Raw genomic sequence first — 20,084 nt, 5'->3', positions numbered from 1 at the left:
GCGGTGTGAATCCTTGATGGCAGCGACTCGGTGGCAAACGTGCGTGGCATGTGATCAGACCAGCAATTTCGTGTTACCGTGAAGACCCGTGGGTCATACACGGAATCAGGCGCGAACGGCCACGAAGCACATCTTCGTCAGCGGTGGTGTCGCCTCCTCATTGGGTAAGGGTCTTACCGCCTCCAGCCTCGGTCAGCTGCTGACCGCGCGCGGACTGCGGGTGACCATGCAGAAACTCGACCCGTACTTGAACGTCGATCCGGGCACCATGAATCCGTTCCAGCACGGTGAAGTGTTCGTCACCGAGGACGGTGCGGAGACCGATCTCGATGTCGGCCACTACGAGCGATTTCTCGATCGGGACCTGTCCCGGGACGCGAATGTGACTACCGGGCAAATCTATTCGTCGGTGATCGCCAAGGAGCGTCGCGGCGAATACCTCGGTGACACGGTGCAAGTTATCCCGCACATCACCGACGAGATCAAAAGTCGCATCCTGGCGATGCAGGGGCCGGATCTGCAGGGGCAGGTGCCCGATGTGGTGATCACCGAAATCGGTGGCACCGTCGGCGATATCGAATCGCAGCCCTTCCTCGAGGCCGCGCGCCAGATCCGCCACGATGTGGGCCGGGACAATGTGTTCTTCCTGCACGTATCGCTGGTGCCCTACCTGGCGCCGTCGGGTGAGCTCAAGACCAAGCCGACCCAGCATTCGGTGGCCGCGCTGCGCAATATCGGTATCCAGCCCGACGCGCTGATCCTGCGTTGCGATCGCGAGGTGCCGCAGGCGCTCAAGAGCAAGATCGCGCTGATGTGCGACGTCGATGTGGACGCCTGCATCTCCACGCCGGACGCGCCGTCGATCTACGACATTCCCAAGGTGCTGCACCGTGAGGGCCTGGACGCCTATGTAGTGCGCAGGCTCGGGCTGCCGTTCCGCGATGTGGATTGGACGGTGTGGGGCGATCTGCTCGACCGGGTGCACCAGCCGCGGGAGACCGTCGAGGTGGCACTTGTCGGAAAGTATGTCGATCTGCCCGATGCGTATCTGTCGGTGACCGAGGCGTTGCGCGCGGGTGGATTCGCTTCGCGGGCCAAGGTGAATATCCACTGGGTGCAGTCGGATGAATGCGAGACCCCGGCGGGTGCGCAGGCCGCGCTGCGCGATGTGGACGCGGTGCTGATTCCGGGCGGCTTCGGCATCCGTGGCATCGAGGGCAAGGTCGGCGCCATCAAATATGCGCGGACCAGGGGGCTTCCGCTGCTCGGTCTGTGTCTTGGCTTGCAGTGTGTGGTCATCGAAGCCGCGCGCTCGGTCGGTCTGGCCGAAGCGAATTCGGCGGAATTCGAGCCGGACACACCGCATCCGGTGATTTCCACCATGGCCGATCAGAAGGAGATCGTGGCCGGTGAGGCAGATCTCGGCGGCACCATGCGCCTCGGCGCCTACCCGGCGACGCTGCAGAAGGGTTCGGTGGTCGCGCAGGCCTACGGCACCGACCAGGTCTCCGAGCGGCACCGGCATCGCTACGAGGTGAACAACGCCTATCGCGACAAGATCGCCGCCAGCGGTTTGAAATTCAGCGGTACCTCCCCCGACGGGCATCTGGTCGAATTCGTCGAACTGCCTGCCGATAAGCATCCTTTCTTCGTGGCCACCCAGGCGCATCCGGAGCTCAAGAGCCGTCCGACTCGCCCGCACCCACTGTTCGCGGCGCTGATCGCGGCGGCGCTGAAATATAAACTGGCCGAGCGGCTTCCGGTCGATATCCCGGACGAAGAGTTCGCGAACGCCGACCAGGCGTCGTAGATGAGTGAGATCGGTGGCGTCCAGCCGGGAACCCACGACTTCGAGACCGTGGCGAGCAAGACCATATACAGCGGTGCCATCCTCGCCTTGCGGCTCGACCAGGTGGCAATGCCGGGCGGACGCGTCGTTGAGCGCGAGGTGATCGAACATCATGCGGCGGTCGCGGTCGCGGCCATCGATGATGCCGACAATGTGGTGCTGATCAGGCAGTATCGGCATCCGATCGATCAGCGGCTGCTCGAGCTGCCCGCCGGACTGCTCGATGTGCCCGGCGAGGATCCGCTGACAGCGGCCAAGCGCGAATTGGCCGAGGAGACCGGACTGGCTGCCAGGGAATGGTCGGTTTTGGTGGATGTCGCGCTTTCGCCCGGATTCACCGATGAGGCGCTGCGGGTATACGCCGCGCGAGGTCTGTACGAAACCGACCGGCCGGAGCCGGAATTGGAGGAGGCGGACCTGGAATTGGTCCGCCTGCCGGTGGACGAGGCAGTGGGGGCCGCACTGGCCGGTGAGATCGTCAATGCCACGGCCGTCGCCGGTCTGCTCGCGCTCGCCGCTGCCAGGGCGGGCGGGGCGCAGTTGCGTCCGGCCGACGCACCGTGGCCGGGGCAGCCCACCGCATTCCTGCGTCGCAAGGCGCAGCGGCAGTCCGAAGACTGACGGGTCCGGGCGGGTGCTCGCGCGGGAGGTGGACGCCTACCTCGATCATCTTGCGGTCGAGCGCGGCGCCGCCCGCAACACCCTCGGTGCGTACCGTCGCGATCTCGACCGTTATCGGGTTTTCCTGACCGGGCACGAGATTACGGCGCTCGAGCAGGTTTGCGAATCCGATGTCGCCGAGTTCACGATGGTGCTGCGAGCGGGCGGGGAGACACATCCGCCCCTGGCCGCGGGTTCGGTCGCTCGTGCGCTGATCGCGGTGCGCGGGCTGCATCGCTTCGCCGTGGCGGAGGGTTTCACGAGTACCGATGTCGCACATGCGGTCAAGCCGCCGACCCCGGGGCGGCGGTTGCCGAAAGCGCTGCCGTACGACCAGGTGTTGCGGCTGTTGGAGGCGGCCGGCGGCGGGCCGATCGATGATGCGAATGGCGCCGGAAGCGATGGCGGGCCGCGTGGATTGCGCGATCGCGCGCTGCTCGAGCTGCTGTATTCGACCGGGGCGCGGATATCGGAGATGGTCGGGCTCGATGTGGACGATCTCGATACCGAGGAACGCGCTGTTGTGTTGCACGGCAAGGGTGGCAAGCAGCGCATGGTTCCGATCGGCAGGCCCGCGCTGGCGGCTGTCGACGCATATCTGGTGCGCGGGAGGCCGGTGCTCGCCGCGAACGGGAAAGGCACTGCGGGCGCGCTGTTTCTGAATGCCCGCGGTGGTCGGTTGTCGCGGCAGAGTGCCTGGCAGGTTTTGCAGACCGCCGCCGAGCGGGCGGGCATCGGGGCCACCGTTTCGCCACATACGCTGCGTCATTCCTTCGCAACGCATTTGCTCGACGGGGGTGCGGATGTGCGTGTGGTCCAAGAACTTCTGGGGCATGCGTCGGTGACGACCACTCAGATCTACACCCTGGTCACCGTGAGCACGCTTCGTGAGGTTTGGGCGACCGCTCACCCCCGCGCCCGCTGACCCGCTGTGCTCGGGCACCCGCCGCGGAAGAAATAGAACCGTGGTCCGGTTGTGTCGGTATGTCGTGATCGGGTGGTCTCGGCATACCGACCTGAGGTGAGTTGGATGGCAAAGGCTTTCATCGTTCAGGAGCGCGATGTCGAGGCGGTGGCGCTGCCCGGTGGTGGATCGTTCCGGTTGCTCGGGGACAGCGAGAACACCGGATGGGCTGTTCGGAGCGAATCGGCTCGTACTGCGGGCAGGCGCGGATGGGACCAGACCGCACTATCACACGAAGTCCACGGGTCCTGGACGGGACCATGGAATTCCTCGTCGACGGCGAACGGCATGCGGTCGCGAAGGGTGGTCTGGTGGTGGTTCCGCCGGGTACTGTCCATGGCTTCGGGGCGTCCGTGGACGGTCCCGCCGAGTTCTTCGCCGTACTCGCACCGGGTATCGTCCGGTTCGAGTACTTCCGGCAGCTCGGTCGTATCGCTCGGGGTGAGGCGGATTGGGACAGCATGGATGATCTTCGCGATCGGTTCGACGTCCGTTTCGACGGCCGACCGGATTGGTGCTAGGGGAGTGGACGCCTGCGCAGGTAAACGTGGGTGTCGCGTGTCCGAGCGTGGGTCTCGCGCTGTCAAGCGGTAGCGTCTATCGAGAGCTGGACCGTACGAAAGCGAGGTCGGGCCTGATCGGCCTCGCTACGCTCGGGCAGAAGATGCCGGAGTCGGGCGAAGGCAACGGGCAGGAACGTATAAGGAGCAGCGGATCGTGACGACAGCCGGCGCGGCAGAGCCGCCGATGAGTGCTGGGGCGCAGCCGCTTACGGGTCCCCGGACGGGTCCGTACTCGGCCGCTGCGGCGGAAACGCTGTGGGGCGACGGCGCCGAACCCGTCCCCGACGATGCGACGCTCGGCCCGACCGGGCGCCCGCTGCGTGTCGTGCCCGACCCGCCGCCGGTCGAAAACCACGGTGATGCGCTGATCGTCGCGATGTGCAATCAGAAGGGTGGCGTCGGCAAGACCACCTCGACCATCAACCTTGGTGCGGCGCTCGCGGAGTTCGGTCGGCGGGTACTGCTGGTCGACCTGGATCCGCAGGGTGCGCTGTCGGCGGGATTGGGTGTGGCCCACCACGATCTCGATCTGACGGTGCACAACCTGCTCATCGGATCCAAGGTCTCGATCGACGATGTCCTGATGGAGACCCGCGTCGAGAATCTGGACCTGCTGCCGAGCAATATCGATCTGTCCGCCGCGGAAATCCAGTTGGTCAACGAGGTCGGTCGGGAGCAGACACTGGGCCGCGCACTGGAATCGGTGCGCGATCGCTACGACTACATCCTCATCGACTGCCAGCCATCGCTCGGCCTGCTCACGGTGAATGCGCTGGCCTGTTCCGATGGCGTGATCATTCCGATGGAGTGCGAATACTTTTCACTGCGCGGACTCGCCCTGCTCAACGACACCGTGGAGAAGGTGCGCGACCGTTTGAACCAGCGCCTGAGCCTGTACGGCATCGTAGTGACCATGTTCGATGCGCGGCTACTACATTCGCGTCAGGTCATGGCGCGCGTCGTCGAAGTGTTCGGCGACCTGGTGTACGACACGGCGATCGCGCGCACCGTACGTTTTCCGGACGCCAGCGTCGCGGGTGAACCCATCACCACGTGGGCACCGAAATCCAGTGGGGCCGAAGCATATCGGGCGATGGCGCGGGAAGTCATCCACCGGTCCGGCCGGTGATCGGCGGTAGGGAACCGGCGCCATCGACGAACACGGATACGCTCGGCTCGGAGTCCGATGAGTTCGTCGATCGAGACTCCGACGCCGGGCGTACCGCGTCGGCTGCGAACGACTCGGCCGCCGATGATCCGCCAAGCAGACCTGGCGGTGAGAGCGAGCCTACGGCCCAGACCTCCGGGTTCCAGCTGCGGCTGAGCAACTTCCAAGGGCCGTTCGATCTGCTGCTGAATCTGATCAGTTCGCGCAAGCTCGATGTCACCGAGGTCGCGTTGCATCAGGTGACCGACGAATTCATCGCCTACACAAAGGCTTTGACCGCCAGCATCGGGCAGCAGGCGTTGCGTGCGGACAAGATCCTGGATCAGACCACCGAATTCCTTGTCGTCGCGGCGACATTGCTGGATCTCAAGGCGGCGCGACTGCTGCCGTCGGGTGAGGTGACCGACGCCGAGGATCTCGAGTTGCTCGAGGCACGCGATCTGCTCTTCGCGCGGCTGCTGCAGTACCGCGCGTTCAAACAGGTCGCCGAGTTGCTGGGGGAACTGGAGGCGGTCGCGTTGCGACGCTACCCACGCGCGGTCGGGCTGGAGGAGCGATACGCCGACCTGCTGCCCGAGGTTAAGCTGGGTGTTGACGCAAACCAGTTCGCCGCGATCGCCGCGACGGCCTTCCGGCCTCGCCCGGCGCCGCGGGTTGGACTCGACCATCTGCACCAGCACGCCTTCTCGGTCGCCGAACAGGCCGCGCTCGTGCTCGAACAGCTCAAACTGCGCGGACCGGGCGGCTGGACGACCTTCGGCGAACTGGTCGCCGACTGTGATGTGCCGATCCAGATCGTGGCCCGCTTCCTGGCACTGCTCGAGCTGTACCGGGGCAAGACGATCGAGTTCGACCAGCCCGACCCGCTCGGCCCGCTCTCGATCAGTTGGACCGGCGACCCCAAGGACGAACCCGCCGACACCGTGACCATCGAGGAGGACTACGGGTGAGTGAGCGCACCGACGACGCGGCACCCCTCGAGCACAACGGCATCGAGCATGACACCGGGGTCGCGGGCGAGCAGGTCGACGGCGGTGACCGTGCAGTGATCGCCCGGGGCGGCGATGCATCGGGCGCGAGCGCGGCGGGCTCGGGCGACGAGGCGCCATCGTCGAGTGATGAGCGCATCGAAGACGCTGCGGATGCGAGCGCGCCCGGTGGAGGACCGAGTGAGACGCGGCGGGGGAGTCGTAGGAACGGCACCCCAGCTTCTGTAAGTGCGACGAAGACCGCACGTGCGGCGAAGAACAAAAAAGACGCCGGCGCGGGTTCCGACGACGAAGTGGCGGAGTTCACGCCCGAACCGCTGGACGACGATGAATTCCGCTCGGCGTTGGAGGCGATGCTGCTCATTGTGGACGCTCCGGCCCCGGTAGAACTGCTGGCCGACGCGTTGCAGGACAAACCGGCGCGGGTGGAGCGGGCGCTGCACGAAATGGCCGCGGAACTGTCCGCGCGGGCCAGTGGCATCGATCTGCGTTTCGTGGGTGACGGGTGGCGCTTCTATACTCGCAGCGAGTACGCGCCGTATGTGGAACGGATGCTGCTCGACGGCGCCCGGTCGAAATTGACCAGGGCCGCTTTGGAAACATTGGCGGTGGTGGCATACCGCCAACCGGTGACCCGGACCAGGGTCAGCGCGGTGCGCGGCGTGAACGTCGACGGTGTGATGCGAACCCTGCTGGCTCGCGGATTGATCGCCGAGGCCGGGGTCGACCCGGAAACGAATGGCACGCAGTACTGCACGACCGAACTGTTCCTGGAGCGGATCGGACTCGCATCGCTGTCCGATCTGCCGCCACTGGCGCCCCTGCTGCCGGGCGTCGACCTGATCGACGAGATCAACGAGAGCCTGGACACGGACCCCCGTTACACCAGGTTGAAGAAATCCGCCGAGACCGATTTGGATCTCGGTACCGAAGAAGACTGACAGGACAAAATGAATACGCCCGCTCGCCGAGATGGCACACCGGATCGTAGGAACAGAAGCGACCAGCCCACCAGGGGCGGCGCAGGCCGAAACGCACGCGATATGCGTTCGGCGCAACGGGGAAGTACGCAGCGCGGGGCCGCATGGGGCGGTTCCGAGCGCGGCTCCTCGCAAGGGGGCTATCGGGGGAGCTCAGAAGGCGGCGACCGCGGGTACCGCGGTTCGTCGCAGGGCGATCAGCGTGGCGGCTACCGCGGCACCTCGCAGGGCGACAGTGGCTATCGCGGTTCCGCCGAGCGCGGATCAGATCGGCGTAGCACGTCGCAGGGTGGCGGTTATCGCGGTTCGTCGCAGGGCGGGGCGGGTTATCGCGGTTCGTCGCAGGGCGGCTCCGATCATCGTGGTTCGCGCGGCGACGGCTATCGCGCCGGCGCACCGGACAGCTCGGCCCCACGTACCGCCGGTTCGCGCGGCTCCGCACCGGGAGGCGCTGCGCAGCAAGGCAATCCGTCGCGCCGCACAACGTCGGCCTCGATGTCCGCGCCCGTTGGCAAGAAGCCCAAGAATCCGAAGCCGCAGAAGAACGTGGTCTCCGCCCCGCTGCTGAGCAACGCCAAGCCCGCCAAGAAACAGCACGTCGACCAGCCCGCCGAGGGGGGCCACGAGAAGTTGCCGTGGGGCGAGGGCGAGCGGCTGCAGAAGGTTCTCGCCAAGGCCGGTGTCGCATCGCGCCGCGCCGCCGAGGAGATGATCGCCCAGGGGAGGGTCGAGGTCGACGGCGCCATTGTCACCGAGCAGGGTCTGCGGATCGATCCGCAGCATGCCGTGGTCCGCGTCGACGGCACCCGCGTGATGGTGCGTGAGGAACTGGTCCATATCGCGCTGAACAAGCCCAAGGGCTGGCAGTCCACCATGTCCGACGATCTGGGCCGCCCGTGCGTCGGCGATATCGTCGCCGAACGCATCGCAGCCGGTCAGCGCCTGTTCCACGTCGGCAGGCTTGATGCCGACACCGAGGGGCTGCTGCTGCTCACCAATGACGGCGACCTCGCGCACCGGCTCATGCACCCGTCGTTCCAGGTCCCGAAGACCTATCTGGCGACAGTGAACGGTGAGGTCAACAAATCGGTCGGCAAGCGCCTGCGCGACGGTGTCGAACTCGAAGACGGTCCGGCCAAGGTCGACGGGTTCCAGGTGCTCGAGCTGGGCGAGGGACGTTCGCTGGTCAAGATCGTGTTGCACGAAGGGCGCAAGCACATCGTGCGCCGGCTGCTCGACGCGGTCGGTCATCCGGTGACGCGGTTGGTGCGCACCAATATCGGTCCGGTCGCACTCGGCGACCAACGGCCCGGCACGCTGCGCGTGATCGGCCGCGATGAAGTCGGCAAACTTTACGAGGCGGTGTCGTTGTGAACGGTGTAGTGATTCCTGTGGAGGTCCCTGCGATGGTTGAAGGAACCACGCCGCTGGTCGTCGCCATGGACGGGCCTTCGGGCACGGGCAAGTCCAGTGTGTCGCGGCGACTGGCCACCCGGCTCGACGCCAACTACCTCGACACCGGCGCGATGTACCGCGTCGCGACGCTGCGGGTGCTGCGTGCCGGGGTCGAGTTGACCGATTCGGCAGCGATCGGTGCCGCGGTGAAGGAACTGCCGCTGACCATCGGTACCGACCCCAGCCGTGAGCTGATCCTGCTCGACGGTGAGGACGTCTCCTCCGAGATCCGCGGCAATGCCGTCACCAAGGCGGTGTCCGCGGTGTCCGCCGTGGCCGAGGTGCGCGAGCTGCTCGTCGCTCTGCAGCGTGAAATCGCTTCCGCCGCACAGCGAATCGTGGTCGAGGGACGCGATATCGGTACCGTCGTGCTGCGGGATGCCGACGCCAAGATCTACCTCACCGCCTCCGCCGAGGCCCGCGCGCAGCGGCGCAACCAGCAGAACATCGCCGAAGGCCGCGGCGACGACTACGAGGGCGTACTTGCCGACGTGCAGCGTCGCGACACCCTCGACTCCACTCGCGCGGTGTCCCCACTGCGTCCGGCCGACGACGCGGTGCAGGTCGACACCAGCGAACTGAATATGGATGAGGTCATCGACGAGCTGTATCGCGTTGTGGTGCGCCAGGTTTCGATCGGCCGGACAGGCAGGACACAGTGAGTGAAGACGTTCTCGCCGGCGACGGCGTCTGGAGCGACGAAACCGATTGGGAGATAGCCGGTCTCGACGGTGAGTTCGACGAGGGCGAACACCTCGCGATGCCGACGGTGGCGGTCGTCGGCCGCCCGAATGTCGGCAAATCGACCCTGGTGAACCGTATTCTCGGCCGTCGTGAAGCCGTCGTCGAGGACATTCCCGGCGTGACCCGCGACCGCATCTCATATGAGGCGAACTGGGCTGGTCGCCGTTTCCTGGTGCAGGACACCGGTGGCTGGGAGCCCGATGCCAAGGGCCTGCAGCAGTCGGTTGCCCGCCAGGCCGAACTGGCCATGGAGACCGCCGACGCGATCCTGCTGGTGGTCGATGCCGTCGTCGGTGCGACGGCCACGGACGAGGCCGCGGTGAGGAAGCTGCGCCGCTCCAAGATTCCGGTGATCCTGGTCGCCAACAAGGTCGACGACGAACGCGTCGAGGCCGAGGCCGCCGCGCTGTGGTCGCTCGGTCTCGGTGAGCCGCGCATGGTCAGTGCCGCGCACGGTCGCGGCACCGGTGACCTGCTCGACGATGTCCTGGAAGTCCTCCCCGAGACCCCGCGTGAGGGCACCGGCGGTACCGGTCCGCGCCGGGTCTCGCTGGTCGGCAAGCCCAACGTCGGCAAGTCCAGCCTGCTCAACAAGCTCTCCGGTGATGAGCGTTCGGTGGTGCACGATGTCGCGGGCACGACCGTCGACCCGGTCGATTCGCTGGTCGAATTGGGCGGCAGGATCTGGAAATTCGTCGATACCGCAGGGCTGCGTCGCAAGGTCTCCCATGCCAGTGGCATGGAGTTCTATGCTTCGCTGCGCACGAAGGCGGCGCTGGAGGCCTCCGAGGTCGCGATCATGCTGATCGATGCCTCCGAGCCGATCACCGAACAGGACCTGCGGGTGATCAGCATGGTCGCCGACTCCGGTCGCGCGCTCGTGCTGGCCTTCAACAAGTGGGATCTGGTCGACGAGGACCGTCGCCTGCAACTCGACAAGGAAGTCGACCGGGATCTGGTTCGCGTGCCGTGGGCGCAGCGGGTCAATATCTCCGCGCATACCGGCCGCGCCGTCCAAAAGCTCGTTCCCGCAATGGAAACCGCACTGGAGTCCTGGGATAAGCGCATCCCGACCGGTAGGCTGAACAACTGGCTCAAGGAAGTCATCGCGGCAACGCCGCCGCCGATGCGTGGTGGCCGATTGCCGCGCGTCCTGTTCGCCACGCAGGCCACTACCCGGCCGCCGACCTTCGTGCTCTTCACGACGGGGTTCTTGGAGGCGGGCTACCGCCGGTTCCTGGAGCGCCGACTGCGTGAGGAGTTCGGCTTCGACGGTTCTCCGGTTCGTATTTCGGTACGTGTGCGTGAGAAGCGGGAACGCCGGAAGTAGGCCCCTGGAACGGACGTCGTTGCCGAGCAACGACGTCCGTTGCCATTTGGCGTCAGCGGAACGCGGCGAGGGTGGTCGGATACCCACTCGGCCCGGGAACGAGCCGGGCGACCAGTGATATCGGCACCGGTCGAGGTGATTTCGGGGCGGGGCGCGGCAAGCATCTCGGTGTAGCCGTCGAGGAGGACGTCGACGAAGGAGTCGGGAGAGGTGTCGTCGTCGAGCAGGCGCTGTCTGGCCTGGTCGCGGGTGAGTTCGGCCCAGCGCAGGGGCGACGAAGACGATAGATCCCTGCTGCGCGCCCTCAACCACGACGGCCGCACCTCCTACTCCGACCTCACCGCCGCCACCCAGTGGTCCGAAACCAAGGTGCGTCGCCGGATGGAAGCCATGCGCCGCAACGGAGTCCTGCAATTCCAGCTCGACATCCCGTCCGCTGCACTGGGATTCGGTACCGAGGCCCGACTCTGGATCGTCACGCAACCGGCCGCCACCTCAGCGTCGGTGAGGCGCTGGCCCGCCACCGCGAAGTCTCCTTCGCCGCTGTCACCACCGGCGCTGTCACCACCGGCGCTGCCAATCTGGTCGCGGCGGTCAACTGCCGCGACCCTCGAGATCTCGGTCGCTACCTCACCGAGCGCATCGCCGAACTTCCCGGCATCGCTACGCTCGAAACCGCTCCGATCATTCGTACCGTCAAACGTTCGGGCTCCCTGCTCGTCTGACGTGTGCTGCGTCACGATGCCGAGTCGCAGGCTCCGGCGTAAGTTCGTTAATTAGCGAAATGCCGAAGGGAGGTGGATGTGCTCGACGAGTGCAAGGCATTGGCGAATGAGACCCGCTTGCGCATCCTGGCGTGGCTCAAGGATCCGGACGCGAACTTCCCAGCGCGGGGCGACGACACCGGCGAGTTAGGGGTGTGCGTCGGTCTCATCCAGCAGAAGGCGGGGACCTCGGCCTCGACCATATCGGCACACCTCGCGATCCTGCAGCGCGCCGGATTTCTCAGCGCCACTAAACGCGGCCAGTGGACCTACTACCGCCGCGACGAAGCCGGCATCCGGGCCTTCACCGAAGAACTCGACCGCGTTCTCTGAGCTACGAAGGAAGTCTTATGCCCACCGCACTGTCGATCCTCGACTTGGCGTCGGTCGCACCCGGCAGCACCGCACGCGACAGCTTCGACAACAGCGTCGCGCTGGCCAGGGCCGCCGAGCGCAGCGGCTATCGACGCGTCTGGTACGCCGAACACCACAACATGCGCTCGATCGCGTCCAGCGCCACCAGCGTGCTCATCGGTTACGTCGCCGCGCACACCGACACCATTCGGCTCGGCGCAGGCGGCATCATGCTGCCCAATCACTCGCCGCTGGTGATCGCGGAGCAGTTCGGCACCCTGGAGACGCTGTTCCCCGGGCGGATCGATCTCGGACTCGGCCGCGCGCCCGGCAGTGATCAGAAGACCATGTTCGCACTGCGCCGCAATCCTTCCTCGGCGGACACCTTTCCGCAGGATGTGCTGGAGTTGCAGGGCTACCTGTCGGGCAACTCGCGAGTACCCGGTGTGCAAGCCGTGCCTCGCGCGGAAGGCATTGTGCCGCTTTACATTCTGGGGTCGTCACTATTCGGTGCGCGACTCGCCGCGCAACTCGGCCTGCCGTATGCCTTCGCATCCCACTTCGCGCCGGACGCGCTGCACCAGGCGGTCGGCGTCTACCGCGACAGCTTCCGGCCGTCAGAGCAACTCGCCGAGCCGTATGTGATGGCCGGTGTCAATGTATTCGCGGCCGAAGACCACGATGCGGCGGTGGCGCAGAAGACGATCTCCCACCGTGCTCGCGCGCGAGCCATGATTCGGCGTGGCGCGGCGGACGCGGACTTCACCGACGCGGAGATCGATGCGTTCCTCGCCTCGCCGAATGGCAGCCAGCTCAGCGCAATGACCCGATACACCGCCGTCGGCACTCCCACCGAAGTCCGTTCGTACCTGGCGGATTTCGCGGGCTCCATTGATGCGGACGAACTCATCGTCGCCCACCACGCCACCGAAATCGATGACCGACTCCGGTCGGTCGAACTCACCGGCGGTCTCATCACCGAGCCGGTGGCCCCCTAGCTCACCGAGCCGCCGACGATCAGGTTCGCGGTAATTGTGCCGTCGGCTTCCTTATTGCCGTAGACGACGACCGCGGCTCCGACCGTCACATCCGACACGCTACTGCCGGTGAGGACAAGTACCCGGGTACTTGTGTTGGCACGAACGTTCGTCATGGCACCCAATATCCCTTGCACCGCAAGCGTTTTGCCGTCGTTGGCAGTGACCTTGCCGATGGTCAGCCCCCGATCGACCTGGACCGCGTTCGCCGGGGCGGCGGTGGCCGCCGCGGATCCGCCGGTTGCCGAATCTCGGACCGGTGTCGAACCGATGGACGCGACCGAGAGGTAGGCCACCAACGACAGCAGGACCGCGAAACTGGTTCCGATGAGCATGCCGAGGTCGGGATAGTGCTGCCCTCGCTTCGGGGGAAGCGTGATAGCGGTGAGAATCACCGGGTCGATGGCCAGCTCCGCGCCGGTGGACTCCTTGCTCGGGAGGCCCTTGGGCTGGTTCGACCACGGCGTGGCCGGGGGACTCATAGCTTCAACGTTATTCAACCGAGGGCGAATACCTATCACCATTGGCGGGAGCACATTGCTGCCGGTTGACACGCTGAGCGGGTCAGGGTGCTGCTGTAGGGCAGGACCTGGCATTATCCGTTTATGGTCATTCCCAGCGTGCTGCCGGAACGCCCTACCGTCGGATCCCCGTTCGAGACCGGCTGGCCGGTCCGCCTCGCCGATACGGACCGGGAGCAGCGTCTGCGCCTCGACGCCATCGCCCGCTACCTGCAGGACATCGGCTTCGAACACCTCGAAGCCGTCGAGGACGGTGACATCCACCGCGGCTGGGTGGTCCGCCGCACCGTCATCGACGTCCTCGAGCCCATCGAATTCGGCGAGCACGTCACCCTGCGCCGCTGGTGCTCGGCCCTGTCGAACCGCTGGTGCAATATGCGCGTGCAGATCTGTGGCAGCAACGGCGGTCTGGTCGAAACCGAAGGATTCCTGATCCATTTCGGCGCCGAATCCGGCGTGCCCGTGCGCATGAGCGACCGCTTCATGGCACCCATGCTCGCCAGCACCACAGAACATCGCCTGCGCTGGAAAGCCGCACTCACCGACCCACTACCCACCGGCCCACACGTCCAGGAATTGCCCTTCCCCTTGCGCGTCGCCGATTTCGACTGGCTCGACCACGTCAACAACGCGGTCTACCTCAGCGCCTTGCAGGAACTCCTCGCCACCCACACCGATCTCACCTCCGGCCCGCACCGCACCGTCATCGAATACACCAAACCACTGACCGCAGGCGAGCAGGTCCGCGTAATCGGCCGCCGCGCCGGCAGCACCCTCGACGCCTGGTTCGCCGTAGCCGACGACCCCCGAGCCACCGCCCGCATCACCCCACGCTGATTCGCGCCCCACCCACCACACCGATAACCAGGCGATTCGGCGTCTGAGCGCCCCCTGAGGTAATCTTTCCGAGCGCCCGAACATCAGGCGCAACGGGCTGTGGCGCAGCTTGGTAGCGCACCTGACTGGGGGTCAGGTGGTCGCAGGTTCAAATCCTGTCAGCCCGACAGAAGTAGGGGATAGAGGACGGTACTTGAACCGTCCGCCGGTGCCCAGGGGGCGGAGGGACCAAGGCCGCTCACTGCCGCTGACGTTGCCCTCTGTCGCCGCCGATAGGGTTGTACGACGACCTGTTTCGCGAGCTGGCTAAGTGGTTGAGGCTGGAAGTCTCCCGGGGGTCGGTCAGGCCGCCGCGTTTGACGTGGTTTGGTGTGGGCGAGTTCGGATCTGACGGAAACTGCGTAGAAGCCGCCCCGCTCGAAGGACATGCACGAAGCCCCGGCGCGGGGGCGGGCCCCCGTTGGTCAGCCGCCAGGCGGTCGGCGTGGCGAGAAGCCGCCGCCGCGGCAGGGCCACTTCTTGCCCGGTGCGGCTGGATCGACGTCGCGCCTGTAGCCCCGCGGGGGTCCGGTCTCGAAGCTCACGGGACGAGAGGCGCTTGGCCTGGCGGTCGGGCTGGCAGCCTGACCGCCAGCGTTTCACCCGGAACTCGAATCCGGTGGCGGAGTGCACTGGCATACCGCCGAAGCGGAAGCCAAACCGGGGACCGGTCCCTGGGCTGGCGATCACCGGATGAGCGCTGCGAGCGGGCCGGATCCGATGATGCGGTGGCTGTCGGCGCCGCAGGCCGTGCTGGTCGATCCCAAAGGCCATGGTGTGCTGGAGCGGGTTCGGGCGATGGCGGAGGGCGGATGAGAAAAATTCGCTGAACGATGGAATCGATCGGGGTGCTTCGACGTCCAACCAGATGAAGAACCGAAGATTCCATCAACTGGGGGTAGGCGAATGACGAAGTACGCGAGGAACATCGGAGGGGTCGCGGTTTGGCGTGCTGGCGGTCTTGATGACCACGTGTGTGGCACTGCCCGCCGCCGACGCGGCGCCCGGGCCGGGCAACGCGGCCTGCCAAGTGGAAGCCGTGAAGGCCATGAATCCGCACAATTCCAAAGGCACGCCGACCGACATCGTCGGAAAGGGCAGTATCAAGTGCACGGCGGCCATCGACTCGCTGTACATCGATGTCGAACTCCAGCGCAAGGAGGGTGGGAGCTGGAAGCGGGTGGCCGGCGGCCACAACGAGGTCACCAAACCCGCCGCGGGGACCAAACTCGTTGCCCAAGGCGCCACCACCTGCGCGGACGGGGAGTACCGAACGGCTGCTCGTGGGGGCGGCGTGTACGGGGGAGTACCCTCGCAATCCTCGGCGTGGCAGTACTCGGACACGGTGGTGAATCCGTGCGATAAGTAGTGCCGAGGTGGGGCAAGATTGCGAGTGGGCTGGGAGGCCGGGGTGAGTGGGACGGAATGGGAGATGTTCTGCTCGGAGGTGTTTGCCATCGCCGAGCCTTACGCCATCCAGACGTTTTCGAATCCCGGCACCCTGGTGCTCTCCAGCGGATCCTCGTCCACGGAAGCCGAAGTGCGCGGGGCCAATCCACACATCAAACTGGTGGATATGGGCGATGCCGCGGTGCGCATCGAAACGGGCTGGTGCATCCGAGCCATCGCCGACTACGAAATCCAATTCGAGGACAAGTCGTCCCAGGCGGCCGCGGCGGTCGAGGCGATCATTCTCGGGGGCGCCGAAGAGTACGTGATCACCGATGACGACGACCGGTGGGTGGCGTTCGGGTGGCGTATTCGGGGCAAGGATTCCCTGATGTCGCAACCCCCGCACATCACCTCAGGACGAAAGGCGGTTCGTCGGCTCCTGCCGTGGCGGTCGGCGTGACCGTGAGGCCAGGAGCTCGACCAAGCCGACCCAGCCGCCGGTGACGGCTCGCGCCCAGGCACGGAGGAGGCCGGGAACCTTGGCTGTGGTGTCCAAACCGGCGGCCTTGGTCCGCATCGAGACGGCATCCCAGCGGTATCCAGGTGAGTCGGGTTGCTACGTGCGCGGCTCACCCTGTCGTCCTACTCGTTGCGTCACCGGCCATCGACTGGCAGCGGTAGAGGGGTGTGGGTGCCTCGGTGCGGGCCAGGTGGCGTTGGAGGTCGGTGACATTTGGACCGTTCCCGGTTCGGCCAAGTCAGTCAGCTGGTTCGGCCGGACGTATCGCACCTTCGCCCCCGCAACGCCTTCCACACGCTCCCTTTGGCCTTGCCAAGCTGCCGAGCGACGGCTGGGCGGCCCCGGATGCGGAGTATGTTGGCCCCCCGGTGATTCGTCGGATGCGGTTGTGTCGCGCGTCGTCCTCGCCGATAGTTCTCTCATGGCGGAGAGGTTGGCTTTGGTCATCGCATCCGAGTGCACGGCATTTCCGCGGCTCGGGTTCACTGCTGAGCTGGCCACGGCGCTGTACTCGGTTTTCACCACGGTTGGTCATTGGCTTCCGGTGGGGGATGGCCCGGTGCTCGATCCGACGATCATCGAACTCAAGCGCCGCATCAAGGCTGCGTTCCAACGCGCCGACGAGTTGGGGGCGACGCTGTTGATCGCCTTCATCGGCCACGGGTTCACCACCAACGACGACGATTTCTATCTACTTGCGGCAGATTCGGCGATGCCACTGGATTCCGATTCCGGTTTTCACCTGGTCAATGTCGTTGCCGAACAATTGGGCAATACGCGATCGCTGGATGGGCTGATCGTTCTCGTCGATGCATGTGAGGCGGGAACCGGTGCGCTCGGTGCGGGAAGCCGCTGGGTGCGGATACTGGAAAAGTCCGCTGGGCGAATGGAATTGCTCGTCGCCTCAGATGACGGTAATGCCTACGACGGGTGTTTCAGTCGAACTCTGTTGCGTACCTTCGATACCGGACTACCAGGTAGCGGAACGAACTTGCTGTGCGCCGACCTTACCCCGGAGCTGAACAGCTCGTGTCAACGGCAGACACCACGGCACCTGTCGTTCAATGGAACTCAGGTGCGCCGCGGCGACCAGGGACTGTGGTTGGTGCCCAACCGGTCCCGATCCAGAGACGCGGTGACCGGTAGGCCCGCGGCGGGTTTGGTGGATCATCTGGTGCACAGTGTTTCACTGACGACGAGCGTGCAGGAGACCCTCGCCGACATCGTGGAGGCAAGCGGTGATCGGTTGCAGGCGTTGATCGGGCCGGCTGGGGCGGGGAAATCTACGCTGATGTCGCTGCTGATCCGGCCCGTCCTGGTCGAGACGTTGGGTTCGCTGACCGCCGAATTCGTCACGGCGGCTGTATTTCTGGATGTCACGAGCACCGTCGAGTCGGTGCTCTTGGAACTGGGTAACCAACTCGGCGCGCGCTTCGGCGCCGAGTTCGCGGCGGCGCACCAGGCGGTACATGCGGAGCTGACCGATCGGGAGCGGTTCAGCGCCTTCGAGATCGAGATCGTGCGACCCTTGCATCGGATGCGGAAGGCAGGCAGGCGGATCCGCATCCTGATCGACGGCCTCGACCAGCCGGAGGAAGGGTGCCGCAGCAGTGTTGTCGCCGCCATCACCATCCTCACCACCGACGAGCGGTTGAGCCACGTGCGGGTGATCGTCGGTATCCGGTCGGGGACCGACGTCGTGGATCATCCGGATATTGCCCATGCCCGGCGTGTTCACCTGCAACCGCCGACCGCGCGGGAAGTACTGCGGGAGTTGAGGATCGCCGAAGGCGCGATCCCCGACGGACTCGATCGAACTATCCACGAACTGCCTGACGATATGCGCGGCGGCTGGCTGCTGCCGCGGTTGATCACCGAAATCGATTGGCGAGACGGCAGTTGCGAAGGTGCGGACCTGGATGCACTGGTGGCGCTCAGGTTCCGCACGACCCATCAGCGTCGGGTACACGCCGACATCGCGCTGCCGATGGGTGCTCTGCTTGCGGCGGTCGGCGTCGGTCCGACCGCACCACTGTCTCTGATCTGCGAAGCCCTACGGCGGCTCGGACGGCCGGTGACGTTGCCGCAGCTGCGTGATGCGGTGGTCGACCTCGGTGTACTTGTCGCACGCGGTCATCCCGGTCAGGACAACGAACGAGTCGGGCTGTCGCACGCGGCGTTCACCAATTCGCTGCGTCAGATCGTCTGTGCGCAATGGCCGACCGCGTTGTTGGACGCGCATACCGCACTCGCCGCCGCGTTCGACACCGTAACCGGCCCGGATATCGATGTCTATGCGCACACCGCAGCGCCACGGCACTATCTGGCCAGCGAAAACTCCGCTCGCGCATTGGCATTCCTCGACGTGGCGGACACGAGGCGGCGTCCGATCGATAATCGAGCCTCCTGGGCAAACTGGATGGTGGCCTTCCAAGAAGCATTGCCGCCGGACCACCCCGATCTGCTGGCGGCCCGCGCCCGGTTCGCGCGATGGACCGGCGACGCCGGTGAGCCGTTCGCGGCGCGTGCGATGTTCGCCGGACTCGTCGAGGACTGCACGGCGATGTTCGGTCATAACCACCCCCAAACCCTTTTGCCGCGTGTGCAACTTGCCAACTGGCACGTTCAGACCGGTGGCGCCGCGCAAGCGGTGGTGATGCTCACCGAGTTGTTGGGCTTGGAGCAAGACGAACGGGAGAAGCTGCGGATCCGCGCCGATCTCGGGTTCAGTACCGGGCAGGCCGGTGACATCGTCGGTGCGCGCGATCAGTACACCGCGTTCCTACCGGCGCTCGAACGTTTGCTCGGTCCAATGCATCCCGACGTGCTGCACTCCCGTGACCAGTATGCGCGTTGGATCGGCGAAGCAGGTGACCCGGAACGGGCGCGACGACAGTTGATCGAGCTCGTGCCCGTCTGTGAAAACGTGCTCGGATCTGAGCACACCGACACGATGTGGGCCAAGGACAATCTCGCGAGGTGGACCGCGGCCTGCGGTGACCCCGACGGCGCCGCCCGGCTGTATGGCGAAGTGCTCGCGATGCGCGAGAAGGTTTCCGGCACCGAGCACCCGTTCACACTCATGACCAGACGGAATCTGGCCCAGTTCTGCGCCGGACAAGGTGATTACGCCGCCGCAGTGGAACTCGGTGCGGATTTACCGGAGATCTGGCGGCGGCTCTACGGCCCCGACGACCGCGGCACCATCGACGTAACCAGGAACGTTGCCGAGTGGACGGCACAAGCTGAATGCACTGGATGATCGCCGGATTCGGTGCGCGGGGCGAACGTTCGAACGATTGTGGGCGACAACGCAACCCGCCTTGACGGCCTATTGACGGCCGTTGGCCGGACGTTGACAATATTGGTCAGCGAGGCTGATATCCCGGGGGAGCAACATCATGACCACAACATTTCGTCACGCCATAATTCGGCTCGTCGTCTGTTTCGGACTAGCTACCACACCGACCCTCGCAGCCATGCCCGTCGGACATGCTGACCCTGACAGGGTCTTCACCTGGAACCACGACATAAAGGTGGGCGACTGCACCTTATTCAGTGGCGCGACGTGGATCTTACAGAGCGATGGCTACGCGACGTTCCACGGCCTGGTCACCAGCGGTTCTGACAACGACGCCTGGCTTATGCACGCTGCGCTGTTCGACGAAAACCACACGTATCTCGGCAACATCGTCAACAACTGGCCGACCGGCGGCGATCTCGGCCAGTTCGTCATCAATTTGCCGTCCTCTGCGGTCCAATACCACTGGGACCTGGACCTGAAGAAAGACCGCGACGATCGGAAAACCTATCCGCCAGAGGCGTATCGGACCGTGACCAGGATCGAGCTGCAGAACCACTGCTGAAACGAGGGATCCTAGCGATCGGTGACGTAGCGGCCGCGGAGCTGCCAACACA

General features: G+C 65.6%; 20 protein-coding genes, 1 tRNA gene and 1 pseudogene. 21 read left to right on the top strand and 1 reads right to left on the bottom strand.

Annotated elements, in window-relative coordinates:
* Positions 1-88: 88 nt before the first annotated feature.
* The 14 genes and pseudogenes from ACQPXH_RS21800 (at position 89) to ACQPXH_RS21735 (ending at position 12,818) form a co-directional block, all read left to right on the top strand.
* Positions 89-1,810 carry a CTP synthase gene (locus tag ACQPXH_RS21800; RefSeq protein ID WP_433598386.1) on the top strand — a complete coding sequence of 574 codons (1,722 nt, stop codon included), beginning with the start codon at positions 89-91 and terminating at the stop codon, positions 1,808-1,810.
* The gene (locus tag ACQPXH_RS21795; protein WP_433598385.1) at positions 1,811-2,470 is read left to right on the top strand and encodes an NUDIX domain-containing protein; all 660 of its coding nucleotides are present in this window, start codon (positions 1,811-1,813) and stop codon (positions 2,468-2,470) included.
* Positions 2,471-2,483: 13 nt separating this feature from the next.
* The gene (gene xerD / locus ACQPXH_RS21790; protein WP_433598384.1) at positions 2,484-3,434 is read left to right on the top strand and encodes a site-specific tyrosine recombinase XerD; all 951 of its coding nucleotides are present in this window, start codon (positions 2,484-2,486) and stop codon (positions 3,432-3,434) included.
* Between the two features lie 203 nt (positions 3,435-3,637).
* On the top strand, positions 3,638-3,994 hold the full coding sequence (locus ACQPXH_RS21785) for a cupin domain-containing protein (protein WP_433598383.1): 357 nt from the start codon (positions 3,638-3,640) through the stop codon (positions 3,992-3,994).
* 226 nt (positions 3,995-4,220) lie between these two features.
* Complete coding sequence (locus ACQPXH_RS21780; RefSeq protein WP_397056378.1) at positions 4,221-5,165, top strand: ParA family protein; 945 nt, start codon at positions 4,221-4,223, stop codon at positions 5,163-5,165.
* 185 nt (positions 5,166-5,350) lie between these two features.
* Positions 5,351-6,154, top strand: a complete 804-nt coding sequence (locus ACQPXH_RS21775) for a segregation and condensation protein A (RefSeq protein ID WP_433603531.1) — start codon at positions 5,351-5,353, stop codon at positions 6,152-6,154.
* Between the two features lie 332 nt (positions 6,155-6,486).
* On the top strand, positions 6,487-7,134 hold the full coding sequence (gene scpB, locus ACQPXH_RS21770) for an SMC-Scp complex subunit ScpB (protein WP_433603530.1): 648 nt from the start codon (positions 6,487-6,489) through the stop codon (positions 7,132-7,134).
* 102 nt (positions 7,135-7,236) lie between these two features.
* Positions 7,237-8,547 (top strand): pseudouridine synthase, encoded by a 1,311-nt coding sequence (locus tag ACQPXH_RS21765; protein ID WP_433598382.1) that lies wholly within the window; start codon positions 7,237-7,239, stop codon positions 8,545-8,547.
* A gap of 32 nt (positions 8,548-8,579) precedes the next feature.
* Positions 8,580-9,290, top strand: coding sequence for a (d)CMP kinase (gene cmk, locus ACQPXH_RS21760; protein ID WP_433598381.1), 711 nt, complete (start codon positions 8,580-8,582; stop codon positions 9,288-9,290).
* Positions 9,287-10,702: a ribosome biogenesis GTPase Der gene (der, locus tag ACQPXH_RS21755; protein WP_433598380.1), complete on the top strand. Its 1,416-nt coding sequence runs from the start codon at positions 9,287-9,289 to the stop codon at positions 10,700-10,702. The genes cmk and der overlap by 4 nt, the downstream gene beginning before the upstream one ends.
* A 210-nt stretch (positions 10,703-10,912) precedes the next feature.
* A pseudogene (locus ACQPXH_RS21750) lies at positions 10,913-11,101 on the top strand (AsnC family protein); the annotation flags it as partial.
* Positions 11,056-11,427: an Lrp/AsnC ligand binding domain-containing protein gene (locus ACQPXH_RS21745; protein ID WP_433598379.1), complete on the top strand. Its 372-nt coding sequence runs from the start codon at positions 11,056-11,058 to the stop codon at positions 11,425-11,427. The pseudogene ACQPXH_RS21750 and the gene ACQPXH_RS21745, both read left to right, overlap by 46 nt.
* A gap of 72 nt (positions 11,428-11,499) precedes the next feature.
* Entirely contained in the window at positions 11,500-11,799 is a 300-nt protein-coding gene (locus ACQPXH_RS21740) for an ArsR/SmtB family transcription factor (RefSeq protein WP_433598378.1), read from the top strand.
* A gap of 17 nt (positions 11,800-11,816) precedes the next feature.
* Positions 11,817-12,818, top strand: coding sequence for an LLM class flavin-dependent oxidoreductase (locus ACQPXH_RS21735; protein ID WP_433598377.1), 1,002 nt, complete (start codon positions 11,817-11,819; stop codon positions 12,816-12,818).
* Here the strand turns inward: ACQPXH_RS21735 and ACQPXH_RS21730 are convergent.
* The gene (locus ACQPXH_RS21730) at positions 12,815-13,339 is read right to left on the bottom strand and encodes a hypothetical protein (RefSeq protein WP_433598376.1); all 525 of its coding nucleotides are present in this window, start codon (positions 13,337-13,339) and stop codon (positions 12,815-12,817) included. The two genes, ACQPXH_RS21735 and ACQPXH_RS21730, sit on opposite strands and share 4 nt — an antisense overlap.
* A 123-nt stretch (positions 13,340-13,462) precedes the next feature.
* Between ACQPXH_RS21730 and ACQPXH_RS21725 the strand changes: the two genes are divergently transcribed.
* The 7 genes from ACQPXH_RS21725 to ACQPXH_RS21695 all read left to right on the top strand — a co-directional run bounded on the left by ACQPXH_RS21725 (position 13,463) and on the right by ACQPXH_RS21695 (position 20,032).
* Entirely contained in the window at positions 13,463-14,215 is a 753-nt protein-coding gene (locus ACQPXH_RS21725) for an acyl-[acyl-carrier-protein] thioesterase (protein ID WP_433598375.1), read from the top strand.
* Positions 14,216-14,308: 93 nt separating this feature from the next.
* A tRNA-Pro gene (locus ACQPXH_RS21720) sits at positions 14,309-14,382 on the top strand.
* 565 nt (positions 14,383-14,947) lie between these two features.
* Positions 14,948-15,070, top strand: coding sequence for a hypothetical protein (locus tag ACQPXH_RS21715; RefSeq protein WP_433598374.1), 123 nt, complete (start codon positions 14,948-14,950; stop codon positions 15,068-15,070).
* Between the two features lie 148 nt (positions 15,071-15,218).
* The gene (locus ACQPXH_RS21710; RefSeq protein ID WP_433598373.1) at positions 15,219-15,623 is read left to right on the top strand and encodes a hypothetical protein; all 405 of its coding nucleotides are present in this window, start codon (positions 15,219-15,221) and stop codon (positions 15,621-15,623) included.
* A 42-nt stretch (positions 15,624-15,665) separates the two neighbouring features.
* The gene (locus ACQPXH_RS21705; RefSeq protein WP_433598372.1) at positions 15,666-16,106 is read left to right on the top strand and encodes a hypothetical protein; all 441 of its coding nucleotides are present in this window, start codon (positions 15,666-15,668) and stop codon (positions 16,104-16,106) included.
* A 481-nt stretch (positions 16,107-16,587) separates the two neighbouring features.
* On the top strand, positions 16,588-19,428 hold the full coding sequence (locus ACQPXH_RS21700) for a tetratricopeptide repeat protein (RefSeq protein WP_433598371.1): 2,841 nt from the start codon (positions 16,588-16,590) through the stop codon (positions 19,426-19,428).
* A 139-nt stretch (positions 19,429-19,567) separates the two neighbouring features.
* The gene (locus ACQPXH_RS21695; protein WP_433598370.1) at positions 19,568-20,032 is read left to right on the top strand and encodes a DUF6294 family protein; all 465 of its coding nucleotides are present in this window, start codon (positions 19,568-19,570) and stop codon (positions 20,030-20,032) included.
* The last annotated feature ends 52 nt before the right edge of the window (positions 20,033-20,084 follow it).

The sequence above is a fragment of the Nocardia sp. CA-135953 genome (assembly GCF_050955735.1).
GTDB lineage: Bacteria > Actinomycetota > Actinomycetes > Mycobacteriales > Mycobacteriaceae > Nocardia.
Note: the sequence above shows the minus strand (reverse complement) of the source record. Positions and strands in the feature narration are given on the sequence as shown.

Bases quoted from the DNA above. Each gene is read 5' to 3' on its own strand.
- ACQPXH_RS21795 (WP_433598385.1), top strand. From the start codon at position 1,811: ATGAGTGAGATCGGTGGCGTCCAGCCGGGAACCCACGACTTCGAGACC.
- ACQPXH_RS21785 (WP_433598383.1), top strand. From the start codon at position 3,638: ATGGGCTGTTCGGAGCGAATCGGCTCGTACTGCGGGCAGGCGCGGATG.
- ACQPXH_RS21780 (WP_397056378.1), top strand. From the start codon at position 4,221: ATGAGTGCTGGGGCGCAGCCGCTTACGGGTCCCCGGACGGGTCCGTAC.
- ACQPXH_RS21765 (WP_433598382.1), top strand. From the start codon at position 7,237: ATGCGTTCGGCGCAACGGGGAAGTACGCAGCGCGGGGCCGCATGGGGC.
- cmk (WP_433598381.1), top strand. From the start codon at position 8,580: ATGGTTGAAGGAACCACGCCGCTGGTCGTCGCCATGGACGGGCCTTCG.
- ACQPXH_RS21735 (WP_433598377.1), top strand. From the start codon at position 11,817: ATGCCCACCGCACTGTCGATCCTCGACTTGGCGTCGGTCGCACCCGGC.
- ACQPXH_RS21730 (WP_433598376.1), bottom strand. From the start codon at position 13,339: ATGAGTCCCCCGGCCACGCCGTGGTCGAACCAGCCCAAGGGCCTCCCG.
- ACQPXH_RS21725 (WP_433598375.1), top strand. From the start codon at position 13,463: ATGGTCATTCCCAGCGTGCTGCCGGAACGCCCTACCGTCGGATCCCCG.
- ACQPXH_RS21715 (WP_433598374.1), top strand. From the start codon at position 14,948: ATGAGCGCTGCGAGCGGGCCGGATCCGATGATGCGGTGGCTGTCGGCG.
- ACQPXH_RS21710 (WP_433598373.1), top strand. From the start codon at position 15,219: ATGACCACGTGTGTGGCACTGCCCGCCGCCGACGCGGCGCCCGGGCCG.
- ACQPXH_RS21700 (WP_433598371.1), top strand. From the start codon at position 16,588: ATGGCGGAGAGGTTGGCTTTGGTCATCGCATCCGAGTGCACGGCATTT.
- ACQPXH_RS21695 (WP_433598370.1), top strand. From the start codon at position 19,568: ATGACCACAACATTTCGTCACGCCATAATTCGGCTCGTCGTCTGTTTC.